11 protein-coding genes are annotated in these 13,340 nt (G+C 68.8%); 7 read left to right on the top strand and 4 right to left on the bottom strand.

Translation table 11 applies throughout. From position 1 onward, the window contains the following. The 7 genes from nuoL to EFA46_RS06920 all read left to right on the top strand — a co-directional run bounded on the left by nuoL (nucleotide 1) and on the right by EFA46_RS06920 (nucleotide 10,412). On the top strand, nucleotides 1-2,031 hold the full coding sequence (gene nuoL, locus EFA46_RS06950; protein ID WP_123073992.1) for an NADH-quinone oxidoreductase subunit L: 2,031 nt from the start codon (nucleotides 1-3) through the stop codon (nucleotides 2,029-2,031). After that, a complete protein-coding gene (locus EFA46_RS06945) occupies nucleotides 2,032-3,549 on the top strand; it encodes a NuoM family protein (protein ID WP_123073993.1) in 1,518 nt (505 codons plus the stop codon). It abuts the gene before it with no gap. Continuing rightward, nucleotides 3,550-5,022, top strand: coding sequence for an NADH-quinone oxidoreductase subunit N (locus EFA46_RS06940; protein WP_123073994.1), 1,473 nt, complete (start codon nucleotides 3,550-3,552; stop codon nucleotides 5,020-5,022). Nucleotides 5,023-5,076: 54 nt separating this feature from the next. Further along, entirely contained in the window at nucleotides 5,077-6,645 is a 1,569-nt protein-coding gene (locus tag EFA46_RS06935) for a DHH family phosphoesterase (RefSeq protein ID WP_123073995.1), read from the top strand. 45 nt (nucleotides 6,646-6,690) lie between these two features. After that, nucleotides 6,691-7,497 carry a CBS domain-containing protein gene (locus EFA46_RS06930; RefSeq protein WP_123073996.1) on the top strand — a complete coding sequence of 269 codons (807 nt, stop codon included), beginning with the start codon at nucleotides 6,691-6,693 and terminating at the stop codon, nucleotides 7,495-7,497. Between the two features lie 145 nt (nucleotides 7,498-7,642). Continuing rightward, the gene (acs, locus tag EFA46_RS06925; RefSeq protein WP_123073997.1) at nucleotides 7,643-9,652 is read left to right on the top strand and encodes an acetate--CoA ligase; all 2,010 of its coding nucleotides are present in this window, start codon (nucleotides 7,643-7,645) and stop codon (nucleotides 9,650-9,652) included. A gap of 91 nt (nucleotides 9,653-9,743) precedes the next feature. Continuing rightward, on the top strand, nucleotides 9,744-10,412 hold the full coding sequence (locus tag EFA46_RS06920) for a haloacid dehalogenase type II (protein WP_123073998.1): 669 nt from the start codon (nucleotides 9,744-9,746) through the stop codon (nucleotides 10,410-10,412). Here the strand turns inward: EFA46_RS06920 and EFA46_RS06915 are convergent, their stop codons facing one another. The 4 genes from EFA46_RS06915 to EFA46_RS06900 all read right to left on the bottom strand — a co-directional run bounded on the left by EFA46_RS06915 (nucleotide 10,413) and on the right by EFA46_RS06900 (nucleotide 13,330). Further along, complete coding sequence (locus EFA46_RS06915; protein ID WP_123073999.1) at nucleotides 10,413-10,688, bottom strand: hypothetical protein; 276 nt, start codon at nucleotides 10,686-10,688, stop codon at nucleotides 10,413-10,415. 171 nt (nucleotides 10,689-10,859) lie between these two features. After that, a complete protein-coding gene (locus EFA46_RS06910; protein ID WP_123074000.1) occupies nucleotides 10,860-12,614 on the bottom strand; it encodes a cbb3-type cytochrome c oxidase subunit I in 1,755 nt (584 codons plus the stop codon). 59 nt (nucleotides 12,615-12,673) lie between these two features. After that, complete coding sequence (locus EFA46_RS06905) at nucleotides 12,674-12,922, bottom strand: DUF6684 family protein (RefSeq protein ID WP_123074001.1); 249 nt, start codon at nucleotides 12,920-12,922, stop codon at nucleotides 12,674-12,676. A gap of 48 nt (nucleotides 12,923-12,970) precedes the next feature. Beyond that, nucleotides 12,971-13,330, bottom strand: a complete 360-nt coding sequence (locus EFA46_RS06900; protein ID WP_123074002.1) for a hypothetical protein — start codon at nucleotides 13,328-13,330, stop codon at nucleotides 12,971-12,973. Nucleotides 13,331-13,340 lie beyond the last annotated feature (10 nt).

The following is a 13,340-nucleotide window of genomic DNA, read 5'->3' as shown; positions in this document are numbered from 1 at the left end:
ATGTCGGGTGCACTCTCCTTCGCGATGATCGCGCTGCTGCCGTTCGCGGCGTTCCTCGTCACGCTCCTCGTCGGCCACTACCGGCCGCGCGCCCTCCCGAGGGGCGGCGCGTTCGTCGGGATCGCCGCGACGGCGGTCTCGCTCGCCCTCTCCGCGTGGGCGCTCCTCGCGGTGAGCGTCGGCCAGACGACGTACTCGCAGGTCTGGACGTGGGTGCCGGCGGCGAACGGCGCGTACGAGCTGACGTTCGGCGTGCTCGTCGACCCGCTCTCCGCGCTGATGGTCGTCATCGTCTCCGGCGTCTCCCTGCTCGTCCACGTCTTCAGCCTCGGCTACATGAACGACGAGGGCGAGCGCGGCCTCCCCCGGTACTACGCCGGCCTCGGCCTCTTCACCGCGAGCATGCTCGCGTTCTCGCTCGCGTCGAACCTCCTGCAGGCGTTCGTCTTCTTCGAGCTCGTCGGCTTCTGCTCGTGGTGGCTCATCGGCTTCTGGTTCCGCGAGCCCGGCCCGGCGTCCGCCGCGAAGAAGGCGTTCCTCGTCACCCGCTTCGGTGACTACTTCCTCCTCGTCGGCCTCGTCGGCGTCCTCGGGACGTTCGGCACCGCCGCGTTCGCCGGCGCGGAGTCCTTCCCCGCGCTCGCGCACGCCGCCCTCGAGGGCGAGGCGTCCGTGAACACGTTCGGGTTCGACCCGCAGACGTGGTTCACGCTCCTCGGCCTCCTGATCCTCGGCGGCGTCATCGGGAAGTCCGCGCAGTTCCCGCTCCAGACATGGCTCCCGGACGCGATGGAGGGCCCGACGCCCGTCTCCGCGCTCATCCACGCCGCGACGATGGTCGCGGCCGGCGTCTACCTCGTCGCGCGCATCTACGGCTTCTACGCGCTCACCCCGACCGCGCTCACCGTCATCGCGCTCATTGGGGGCTTCACCGCGCTGTTCGCCGCGACGATGGCGCTCGTCAAGCGCGAGATCAAGCAGGTGCTCGCCTACTCGACGATCAGTCAGTACGGGTATATCATGCTCGGCCTCGGTTCCGGTGGGTACGTCGCCGGCGTCTTCCACCTGCTCACGCACGCGACGTTCAAGGCGCTCCTCTTCCTCGGCGCCGGCGCCATCATCGTCGCGATGCACCACGACGAGGACATGTGGAAGATGGGCGGCCTCAAGGAGCGGATGCCCACGGTCTATTGGGCGTTCCTCGCGGGGTCGCTCGCGCTCGCCGGCATCGTGCCGTTCGCGGGCTTCTGGTCGAAGGACGCAGTCCTCTACCACGCCCTGACCGTCGGCCTCGGCGGGCAGCCGCTCGTCCTGTTCGCCTACGTCATGGGCCTCCTCGCCGTGTTCTTCACGGGGCTCTACACCTTCCGGATGGTGTTCCTCACGTTCCACGGCGAGCCCCGGAGCGACGCCGCGCGCGAGGCCACGCCGGCGTCCGCGAACATGCGCTACCCCGTCGCGGTGCTCGGCGTCGGCGCCGCAGTCGTCGGCCTCGTAAACGTCGACGCGATCCGCGGCCTCGTCGGCAGTCAACTGCTCTTCCTCGAGCGGTGGCTCGACGGCGAGCTCCCCGGCTTCGCCGGGCACACCGCCGAGCACTACCACGAGCTCGTCGTCGACGTCGCGGGCTTCCACGCGGCGTCGCTCAGTCCGCTCGTCGCCGCCGGCGTGACGCTCGTCGTCGCGCTGCTCGGCGTCGTGCTCGCGTGGTCGTGGTACAACGTACCGAACCCGAGCGAGCGCACCGACGCGCTCGGCCCGGCGAAGACCGTACTGTACAACAACTACTACCAGGACGAGTTCCAGACGTGGCTCGCGGAAGGCGTCACCGAACCGGTCGCGCGCGGCGTCGACGTCTTCGACGGCAGTATCGTCGACGGCGTCGTCAACGGCGTCTCCTCCGTGAGCCTCACCGCCGGCGACCGCGTTCGGCGCGTCCAGACCGGCGTCGTGACGACGTACGCGACGCAGCTCGTCTTCGGGCTCGTCGTCCTGCTCGTTCTGGTCCTGCTGCTCGGGAGGTGGCTCTAAATGCTCATCGAAGCCCTACTGGCAGTCACGTTCGCCAGCGCGTTCGCGGTGTTGCTCGCCCCGGAGAAGTACGCGGGCCGACTCGCCGCCGCGCTGAGCCTGCTCCCGCTCGTCGGGAGCCTCTACGCGTACGCGACGTTCGACGCGAGCGGTAACGCCGTCCTCGGCGGGACGCCCGCGTTCGAGACGACAGCAGAGTGGATTCAGGCCGGCGCCTACACCATCGACTGGCACGTCGGCCTCGACGGCATCAGCCTGCCGCTCGTCCTCCTCACCACCGTGCTGACGACGGTCGCCGTCGTCGCCGCGTGGGGCGACGTCTCGGAGCGCAAGTCGCTGTTCTACGCGCTCCTCCTGTTCACGGAGGCGAGCCTGCTCGGCGTCTTCTCCGCGCTCGACTTCTTCGTCTGGTTCGTCTTCTGGGAGTTCGTGCTCGTGCCGATGTACTTCCTCGTCTCGGTGTACGGCGGCCCGCGTCGGCGCTACGCCGCGATCAAGTTCTTCGTCTACACGAACGTCGCGAGCCTCGTGCTCTTCGTCGGGCTGATGGCGCTCGTCGTCGCGACGCCCGTCACGAGCTTCGAGTTCGGCGCCATCGCCGCCGCCGTCCGCGCCGGCGAAGTCGGCTCGGCGTTCGGTCTCGCCGGGACCACGATCACCGCCGTCGCGTTCCTCGCGCTCTTCTTCGGCTTCGCCGTCAAGAGCGCGTTCGTCCCGTTCCACACGTGGCTCCCGGACGCCTACACGGAGGCGCCGACGGCCGTGACGGTGCTCCTCGCGGGCGTCGTCACGAAGATGGGGACGTACTCGCTGCTGCGCTTCAACGTCACGATGTTCCCCGACCTCTTACGCGAGTGGGCGCTCCCGCTCGCCGTGGTCGCCGTCGTGACCGTGCTCTACGGCTCGCTCGCCGCGCTCGCCCAGCGCGACGCCAAGCGCCTCGTCGCCTACACGTCCATCCCGTCGATGGGGTTCGTCCTCCTCGGGCTAGTCGCGACGACGAGCTACGGCGTCGCCGGCGCCACCTTCCAGATGGTGAGCCACGGCCTGCTCGTCAGCGTGCTCTTTCTCGGCGTCGGCTACGTCGAGAACGCGACGGGCACGCGGATGCTCGATAAGGTCAGCGGCCTCGCCGACCGGATGCCGGTCGCGGCCGCCGTCCTCGTCGCGGGCGCGTTCGGCTACATGGGCCTCCCGCTCATGAGCGGGTTCGCGGGCGAGTTCTTCGTCTTCACCGGCTCGTTCGCCGCCGACTACGCGAACGCCCAGCTCGTCACGGCGGTCGCGATGTTCGGCATCGTCGTCGTCGCCGGCTACCTCCTCAGGCTCCTCCAGCGCGTCCTCATGGGACCGTTCGAGGCGCCCGAGTCGGTGTCGGCGGTGTCGCGACGCGACCTCGCGCCCGCCGTCGTCCTCGTGCTCCTCTCGATACTGCTCGGGGTCGCCCCCGGGACGCTCATGGGGATGATTCAGAACGCCGCCGGCGCGCTCGTCGGCGTCCTCGGAGGTGGTCTCTAGATGGAACTCCCAGCCCTCACACCGCAGTACGTCCTCGGCCTCGCCGCGCTGCTCGTGCTCGCCGCGGACGCGCTGTGGCCGACGGACCGCAAGAACAGCCTGCTCGCCGGCATCGCGACGCTCGCGAGCGCGGGGAGCGCCGGCATCGCCGCGTGGTTCCTCGCCGCCGGCGTCGGCGTGACGCCGCTCATGCGCTTCGACGGCGCGCTCGCCGTCGACCAGTTCGCGCTCTTCGTCACGGTGATCGTCGGGAGCGTCGCGGCGCTCGTCTCGCTCGCGAGCTACGATTACGTCCGCGAGGAGCCGCATCGCGCCGCCTACTACTCGCTCGTCCTCCTCGCGACCGCCGGGATGTCGCTGATGGGGGCGGCGAACTCGCTCGTCACCGGGTTCGTCGCGCTCGAACTCGTCAGCCTCCCCGCGTACGCGCTCGTCGCGTACCTCAAACACGACGAGGGGAGCGTCGAGGCTGGCCTGAAGTACTTCCTCATCGGCGCGCTCTCCTCGGGCGTGCTCGTCTACGGTATCGCGCTCGTCTACGCCGCGACCGGCGTCTTCGGGTTCGACGCGCTCGCGTCGGCCGTCGCCGGCAACGAGCACGTCGAGTTGCTCGGCGTCGGCATCGTCATGGTCATCGGCGGGTTCGCGTTCAAGACCGCGAGCGTCCCGTTCCACTTCTGGGCGCCCGAGGCCTACGAGGGCGCGCCCGCGCCCGTCAGCGCGTTCCTCTCCTCGGCGTCGAAGGCCGCCGGGTTCGCGCTCGCCTTCCGCGTCTTCACGCTCGCGCTCCCCGCCGGGACGCTCACCGACGTCGGCGTCCCGTGGCCGGTCGTCTTCGCGGTGCTCGCGGCGGTCACGATGACGCTCGGGAACTTCGCGGCGGCGACGCAGGAGAACGTCAAGCGGATGCTCGCCTACTCGAGCATCGGGCACGCCGGCTACGTCCTCATCGCGCTCGCCGCGCTCGGCGGGCCGGCGGAGACGTTCGTCGTCGGCGCCGCGCTCGCGCACCTGCTCGTCTACGGCTTCATGAACACGGGGGCGTTCCTCGTCGTCGCGCTCGCCGAGCAGTGGGGCGTCGGGCGGACGTTCGAGGACTACAACGGCCTCGCTCGTGAAGCGCCCGTGGCGTGCGCCGCGCTCGCCGTCTTCCTCTTCAGCCTCGCCGGCATCCCCGTCGGCGCGGGCGCCCTCTCGAAGCTCTTCCTCTTCCTCGGCGCGGTCGACTCGGGGCTCTGGTGGCTCGCCGCGCTCGGCGTCGTGAACAGCGCGCTCTCGCTGTTCTACTACAGCCGCCTCGTGAAGGCCGTCTGGGTGAACGAACCGGAGGGCGACTTCGACATCCGCGAGCGGCCGACCGGCATCTACGCCGCCGTCGTCGTCGCCGCCGTCGCGACCGTCGCGCTCCTCGTCGGCTTCGGCGTCGTCTCCGACGCCGCGTTCTCCGCCGCGTCCGTCCTCATCGGCGCCTGAACGCGAGTCACAGACGGCACACTTTACTTTCCACCCGCCCGATGTTCGGAGCAGATGGTATCTCGGCTGGTGCTCGGTAGCGGGACGGTCTGTCACGCCGTCCTCGAGACGGTTCGCGAGCGGTCCGGCGACCTCCTCGTTCTCGACCCCGACGAGAGCCGCATCGAGTCGCTGCGCAACGAGAAGGTCGCCGCCGAGGTCGCGGACGTCACCGACGCCACGGACCTCCGGCGGATGGGGGGCGCCCCGGACCTCGTCTTCGTCGGCAGCGACGACCCGACGACGAACGCGCTCGCCGCCGAGGCGGCCGATGAGGCCTTCCCGGGGGCGTACCTCGTCGCGTACACCGGGACGGGTGCGACCGCCCACCAGCGTCGAACGCTCGCCGAGACGGCGGACCGGGTCTGCTCGGCGGGCGCGGCGATACTCGGCGAGGCCGAAGCCGTCCTCGAGCACGGGATGGACACGCGCGTCCGACGCCTGCGCGAGACCCTCCAGTCGGTCGAGGGGACGTTGACGGTGCTCGCGCACGACAACCCCGACCCGGACGCGATTGCGGCCGCTATCGCGCTCTGTCGCATCGCCGAATCCGTCGGCGTCGACGCCGAACCCTGCTACTTCGGGGAGATAAGCCACCAGGAGAACCGCGCGTTCGTCAACCTCCTCGAGCTGGAGCTGACGCGTCTCGACCCGGAGGAGGAGCGCGAGTTCGACGCGGTCGCGCTCGTCGACCACTCCGCGCCGGGCGTGAACGACCAACTCGACCCCGAGACGGCGGTGGACGTCGTCGTCGACCACCACCCGCCGAAGGGCGCGGTGACGGCGCGCTTCTCGGACATCCGCGAGGACGTCGGCGCGACGAGCACGATTCTCACGCAGTACTTGGAGCGCTTCGGCGTCATCGCGGAGCGCGACATCGCGACGGCGCTCCTCTACGGCATCCGCATCGACACGAAGGACTTCCGCCGCGAGATCACCCAGCAGGACTTCGAGGCGGCGGCGACGCTCCTGCCGGACGCGGACGTCGACGTGCTGGAGCGCATCGAGAGCCCGTCGATCAGCGCGGACACCTTCGAGGTCGTGGCGCGCGGCATCCGCAATCGCGAACTCGACGGCTCCGTGCTCGCCTCCTGCGTCGGCCAGATCGCCGACCGGGACGCACTCGCGCAGGCCGCCGACCGCCTGCTCGCGATCCAGGGCGTGACCGTGACGTTCGTCTACGGGTTCACCGACGGGACGATCTACGCGTCCGCGCGGGGTCGCGGGAACGACGTCGACCTCGGGGAGGCGCTACGCACGGCGTTCGACGGGATGGGGAGCGCGGGCGGCCACACGGACATGGCGGGCGCGCAGATCCCGCTCGGCATCTTCGACGTGCTCCAGGAGGAGGAGGGCGAGACGCTCGCGTCCGTCCTTGCGGACACGATCACGCCGCGGTTCTTCGACGCGGTCCGCAAGCGCGGGCGCACCGCGACGAGCGGAACGGTGCCGACGGCGGACGGCCGCGACGGCGCGGGTGCCGGAGCGGCCGGTAGCGACGAGGCGGACGACGCGGGCGGCGATACCGGGAGCGACGGCGGGACGACGGAGGCGGAGTCCGGGGACGACGACAGCGGCGCGTGAGCGGCGGCAACGGCTTTTTGTCCGTCGCTCGCGTCTCTGTGCGTAATGGACGAGCCGTTCGACGCGAGCGCCGAGGGGAAACCACGGGTGCGAGACTACATGACGCGGGACGTCGCGACGGTCGCCCCGGAGGACACGGTCGGCGAGGTCTCGCGGCGCATCGTGGAGAGCGACGGCCACAACGGCTTCCCGGTCGCGCAGGGCCGGAAGGTCGAGGGGTTCGTGACGGCGCGCGACCTCCTGCGCGCCGACGACGCCGCCCCGATGTTCCGCGTGATGTCGGACGACCTCATCGTCGCGCACCCGGAGATGGACGTGAACGACGCGGCGCGCGTCATCCTCCGTTCGGGCATCCAGAAGCTCCCCGTGGTGGACGACGCGGGGACGCTCGTCGGCATCATCTCGAACGCGGACGTCATCCGCTCGCAGATCGAGCGCGCGACGCCCGAGAAGGTCGGGAAGCTCCTGCGAACGCTGGAGACGATACACGACGTGCGCGCGGACGAGGAGCGCCGGCGCGTCGCAATCGACGACCTCGTGCCGACGCAGGGGAAGGTGTACGCGGACGAGCTCGAGGGGCGGCGCTACGAGCTCGAGCACGGGCTGACGGAGCCGCTGGTCGTCATCGACAACGCGGGCGACCTCCTGCTCGCCGACGGCCACCACCGCGCGATGGCCGCGCACACGACGGACGTCGAGGAGATGGACGCGTACGTGATCGTGCTCGCCGAGCGCGTCGACCTCGGGATGGCGCGCACGGCACGCAACGAGGGCCTCGAGTCCGTGGAGGACGTGAACGTCGTCGATTACGCGCGCCATCCGCTCGTCGAGACGACCGAGCGCCTCCAGTAACGCCCCGGTGGTCGCGGGCGTTCACGGGCCGTCGGATCGCCCGACGTGGCGGCCACGGCGCGGCGAGCGACGGGCGTGGTAAGAGTTATCTATCACTATCCATCGGCAAGATTTATAGCGTTCATGGGTTACTGTGTAGACGAACATGGCTGGCGAAGCAGACCCCGAAGACGTGGAACTGGAGGCACATCTCGCGGAGCAGGAGGTATTCGAGCCGCCCGCGTCCTTCGTGGAGCAGGCTAACGTCACCGACGAGGACATCTACGAGGAGTTCGAGGAGAACTGGCCGGAGTGCTGGGAGGGCGCCGCCGACCTCCTGAGCTGGGACGAGGGGTACGACGAGGTGCTCGACGACTCGAACCCGCCGTTCTACGAGTGGTTCACCGACGGGAAGCTCAACGCCTCGTACAACTGTGTCGACCGCCACCTCGAGGAGCGCGGCGACGAAGTCGCACTCGAGTGGGTCGGCGAGCCCGTCGAGGAGGAGAACCGCTCGATCACCTACGAGGAGCTCCACGAGGAGGTCAACGAGTTCGCCGCCGCGCTCCGCGACCTCGGCGTCGGCGAGGACGACGTCGTCACGATGTACATGCCGATGATCCCGGAGCTCCCCGTCGCCATGCTCGCGTGTGCGCGCATCGGCGCCCCCCATTCCGTCGTCTTCGCCGGGTTCTCCGCCGAAGCGCTCGCCACCCGGCTGAACGCCGCCGACTCCGACTACCTCGTCACCTGCGACGGCTACTACCGGCGCGGCGACCCCCTCGACCACCTCGGGAAGACCAACGAGGGCCTCGCCGACGCCGACCACGACGTCGACACCGTCGTCGTCGACCGCCTCGGCCCGAACGGTGACGACTTCGGCCACGACCTCGACGACGACCAGTACGACTACGACGAGCTCGTCGCCGACCACGCCGGCGCGGAGGTCGAGCCCGTCGCCCGCGACGCCGAGGACATGCTCTTCCTCATGTACACCTCCGGCACCACCGGCCAGCCGAAGGGCGTCAAACACACCACCGGCGGCTACCTCGCGTGGACCGCGTGGACCTCGCAGGCCGTCCTCGACATCAAGCCCGAGGACACCTACTTCTGCGCCGCCGACATCGGCTGGATCACCGGCCACTCCTACATCGTCTACGGCCCGCTCGCGCTCGGCACCACCTCCATGATGTACGAGGGCACCCCGGACTACCCCACCCGCGAGCGCCTCTGGCAGATCATCGAGGAGTACGAGGCCGACCAGCTCTACACCGCGCCCACCGCCATCCGCTCGTTCATGAAGTGGGGCGAGGAGTACCCCGCGAACCACGACCTCTCGAGCCTCCGTCTCCTCGGGACCGTCGGCGAGCCCATCAACCCGCGCGCGTGGAAGTGGTACTACAAGCACATCGGCAACGAGGAGTGCCCCATCGTCGACACGTGGTGGCAGACCGAGACCGGCGGCCACATGGTGACGACGCTCCCCGCCGTCAACGACATGAAGCCCGGGAGCGCCGGTCCCGCGCTCCCCGGCCTCGACGTCGAAATCGTGGACACGAACGCCGAGCAGGTCGAACCCGGCCGCGCGGGCTACCTCACCGTCCAGAAGCCGTGGCCGGGGATGCTCCGCACCCTCTACCAGAACGACGAGCGCTTCATCGAGGAGTACTGGGCCGAGTACTCGGACACCGACTCCGACGACCCCGAGGACTGGGTCTACTTCCCCGAGGACGGCGCGAAGATCGACGACGAGGACTACATCACCGTCCTCGGGCGCGTCGACGACGTCATCAACGTCTCCGGGCACCGCCTCGGCACCATGGAGATCGAGTCCGCCATCGTCGGCGTCGAGGGCGTCGCCGAAGCCGCCGTCGTCGGCGGCGACCACGACCTGAAGGGCGAAGCCGTCTACGCCTACGTCATCCTCGAAGAGGGCTACGACGGCGACGAGGAGATGCGCGCGCGCATCGTCGAGGGCGTCGAGGACGCCATCGGTCCCATCGCACGCCCCGAATCCGTCGTCTTCACGCCCGAGCTCCCGAAGACCCGCTCCGGGAAGATCATGCGCCGCCTCCTCGAGGACATCGCGAACGAAGCCGAACTCGGCGACACCTCCACCCTCCAGAACCCCGACATCGTCGGCGACATCCGCGATAAGGTCCACAGCGAGGACTGACGCGAGGGCGTTCCGCTCGGCTCTCGCGCGAGTCGCGACGGACACCCCCGCGACCGGGTGGCTTAGGGGCGTCGCGGCCCCGAACGCACGTATGGCCGACGACGAACTGCTCTGCTTCGACATGTACGGGACGCTCTGCGACGTCTCCAGCGTCGCGGACGCCATCCGATCCACACTCGACGTCCCCGCCGCCGTCGCCGCGGACGTCGACGCGCTCTGGCGCGAGAAACAACTCGAGTACGCCTTCCACAGAGGCGCGACCGGTCGCTACGCGCCCTTCGACGCCGTGACGCGCGACGCCCTCGAGTACGCGCTCGACTACTACGGCCTCGACGCCGGCGTCGCGGACGCGCTCGTCGACGCGTACGACGACCTCGACCCGTACCCGGAGACGCTCGAGGCGCTCGAGGCGCTGAGTGCCGACTACGAGACCGTCGTCTTCTCGAACGGGACGCCGGCGATGCTCGACGCGCTCGCCGCGAACACCGGCATCGACGCGCACGTGGACGGCCTCGTGAGCGCGGACGACGCGGGCGCGCTCAAACCCACGCCCGACGTGTACGAGCACGTCGGGCGCGAACGCGAGCGAGCGCTCGCGGACTGTCGGCTCGTCTCCTCGAACGCGTGGGACGTCGCGGGCGCGAGCGCCGCCGGCATGCGGACCGCGTGGGTGAACAGAGCGAACGAGCCGCGTGAGCGCGTCGGCGGTGACGCCGACCTCGAAGTCGACTCGCTCGCCGCGCTCGCCGACGCCCTCTAGTTACTCGACTTCGACGGGCGTCGCGTCGTCGAAACGCGAGACGTACGACACGAGCAGGAGGAGGACGCCGAGCATCGCTCCGACCATCACCATCCCATAGATCGCGAGGTTCAGCGGCGTCAACGCGAACGTCACGGGGCCGAGAGAGCCGACGTGGCCGTCGAGGAGGTTCGGCTGGATGACGTAGCCGAGCGCGTACCCGAACAGGCCCGCAATCGCGACCGCCGCGCCGTAGATGACGAAGACGACGCGGCGACCGCCGGTGGCGAAGGACATACGCGGCGTTTGGGCCCGGAGCGATTAGCCTTTTGCGCTGTCGACCGTACGCACGGCCATGCAAGAGAAGGAGAAACTCCTCGTCATGCTCTTCGGCATCGCGGTCGTGATGATGGCGGCCGCCATCGCTGTCGCCGTCTCGTAGTGAACGCGAAAAGCGAGTAACCCGGTTTAGTTCGCCGTCTCGGCCCCGTCCGCTTCCTCGCCGCCGTCGGCGAGGAGGCGCTCACGCTTCTGCTCGTACCAGTCCCACTCGTGGGTGAACTGGTCGATTTCCTTGAGGTCCCACGGGTCGCCGGAGTCGATGCGCTTGCCGTACTTCGCGGACTGCCAGAAGTTCCAGAGGAACGCGAGCTGCGCGACCGTCATGACGAGCGCGCCGAGCGTCGCGACGGCGTGCCACGTCATGAACTGCGGGAGGTAGGTCGCGTAGCGACGCGGCATCCCGCCGTAGCCGAGGATGAGCATCGCGATGAACGTCACGTTCCCGCCGATGATGGAGAGCCAGAAGTGCCACAGCGCGAGGCGACGGTCGTACATCCGACCGGTCATCATCGGGAACCAGTAGTAGAGGCCGGCGAAGAGCGCGAAGCCGATGGCGCCGAAGACGATGAAGTGGAAGTGCCCGACCACGTAGTAGGTGTCCTGCATCACGAGGTCGAACGGAATCGCGGCGAGGAAGACCCCCGTGACGCCGCCGATGATGAAGTTCTGCACGAAGCCGACGGCGAACAGCATCGGTGCCGTCATGCGCAGCTTCCCGTTCCAGAGCGTCGTGATCCAGTTGAACACCTTCACGGCGGACGGTACGCCGATAGCGAGCGAGATCGCCATGAAGGAGGCGGTGAGTCGCGGGTTGATGCCCGTCGTGAACATGTGGTGAGCCCACACGCCGAAGCTCAGGATACCGATGGCGAGCGTCGAGTAGACGATGAACTTGAACCCGAAGAGCTTGCGGCCCGCGAACTTCGGGAGGATGAGGCTCACCAGCCCCATCGGCGGCAGCACGAGGATGTAGACCTCGGGATGGCCGAAGAACCAGAAGAGGTGTTGGAAGAGGAGCGCACCACCGCCCTCGGCGGCGAAGAACATCGTGCCGAAGTTCCGGTCGAGGAGGAGCATGAGGACGGCACCGCTGAGGATGGGGAACGCGAAGAGGATGAGCCCACCCTGCGTGAGCATCGTCCAGCTGAAGATGTCGAGCTTCGACCACGGCACCTTCTCCGTGTTCCGCTCGGCGACGATGGTGGCGATGAAGTTGATCGCACCCATCGTCGTGGAGAACCCGGAGAGGTGGAAGCCGAGGAGGAAGACGTCGACGCCGACGCCCTCTATCGACGTCGAGAGCGGCGTGTAGAGCGTCCACGCGGTCTTCGCGGCCTGAATGTCGATCCCGACGACAGGGAGGAAGAAGCCCGCCCACATCAGGATCGTGGAGAACGGGAGGATCCAGAACGCGATTGCGTTGATGCGCGGGAACGCCATGTCGTCGGCGTCGACGAGGAGCGGCACCATGTAGTTCCCGACGGCGAAGATCATCGGCGCCGCGAACAGGAACAGCATCGTGATGCCGTGCGTCGTCAGGAGGGCGTTGTAGAGCCCGAACCCGCCGTAGCTGGAGAGGAGGTCCATCGACGGCGTGGTGAGCTCGAGACGCATCAGCAGCGCGGTGATGCCACCCCACGCGAACGCGACGACGCCGAACACGAGGTAGAGGATACCGAGGTCCTTGTGGTCGACGGTCGTCAGCCAGCGAGTCAATCCTGCCGGTTTCTCTTCGTGTCCGTGCCCGGTGCTTTCGCCGTAGCCGCCCCCACCGACAGGCGCGTACGCCTGCCAGTCTTCGAGGCGGGTCAGCCATCCCGCCACGACGAGGAGCAGCAGCCCCATCAGCACCGAGAGTATGAGTTCGGGGGAGACTGCCATGTCCGATGGTGGGGGACCCACCGTAAAGAAAGGTACGGGTTCGTCCGCCGCCGGTTAGGTTATGGACCGACTTCGACGTCCTCGACGACTTCGATTCGGTTGGCGGCGACGTAGGTCAGGATGGCGAGTCCGATGAACGGCACGACGATGAGGGCGTACTGGAGGACGCGGCTGAACAGCGTGTCGCCCGCCCACGGGTCGACGATCCAGAAGACGGCCGCGAACGCGACCATGATGACGAGCGGGATGATGTTCACCGCGATGTCGAGGAGGACGTCCTTCTCGAAGACGCTGGAGTGCGATTTCATTGTAGGAGTGTGCGGTCCGCGCCCAAATATATGTTGAGGGTTTCCGCCTTAGAGGTAGCCGGACTCGTAGAGGAAGAGCGCGACGGCGCCGAGCACGGCGACGAGGCCCCCGCCCGCGAGCGTCAGCGCGCGCGCCGTGTACGGTGTGAGAACGAGGAGTGCCGTCCCGGCGGTGCCGGCGATGGAGCCGACGCCGAACGACGTGCCCCAGAGCGTACGCGCGTAGCCCGACTCGCGCATGATGCCGACGATGCTCGCCTCCAACAGGAGGACGCCGCCGACGCCGACCGGGAGGGCGGCGCCACCGAGGAACACGCCGGTCTCGGTGAGAACGAGGCCGAGCGCGACGAACAGCGGCCACGGGCTCGCGGTCACGTATCGCTCGCTGAGGCCGGGTTGCTCTTCCATACCCACCAGT

The organism is Halarchaeum sp. CBA1220, from assembly GCF_003721175.2.
GTDB classification, from domain to species: domain Archaea; phylum Halobacteriota; class Halobacteria; order Halobacteriales; family Halobacteriaceae; genus Halarchaeum; species Halarchaeum grantii.
Note: the sequence above shows the minus strand (reverse complement) of the source record. Positions and strands in the feature narration are given on the sequence as shown.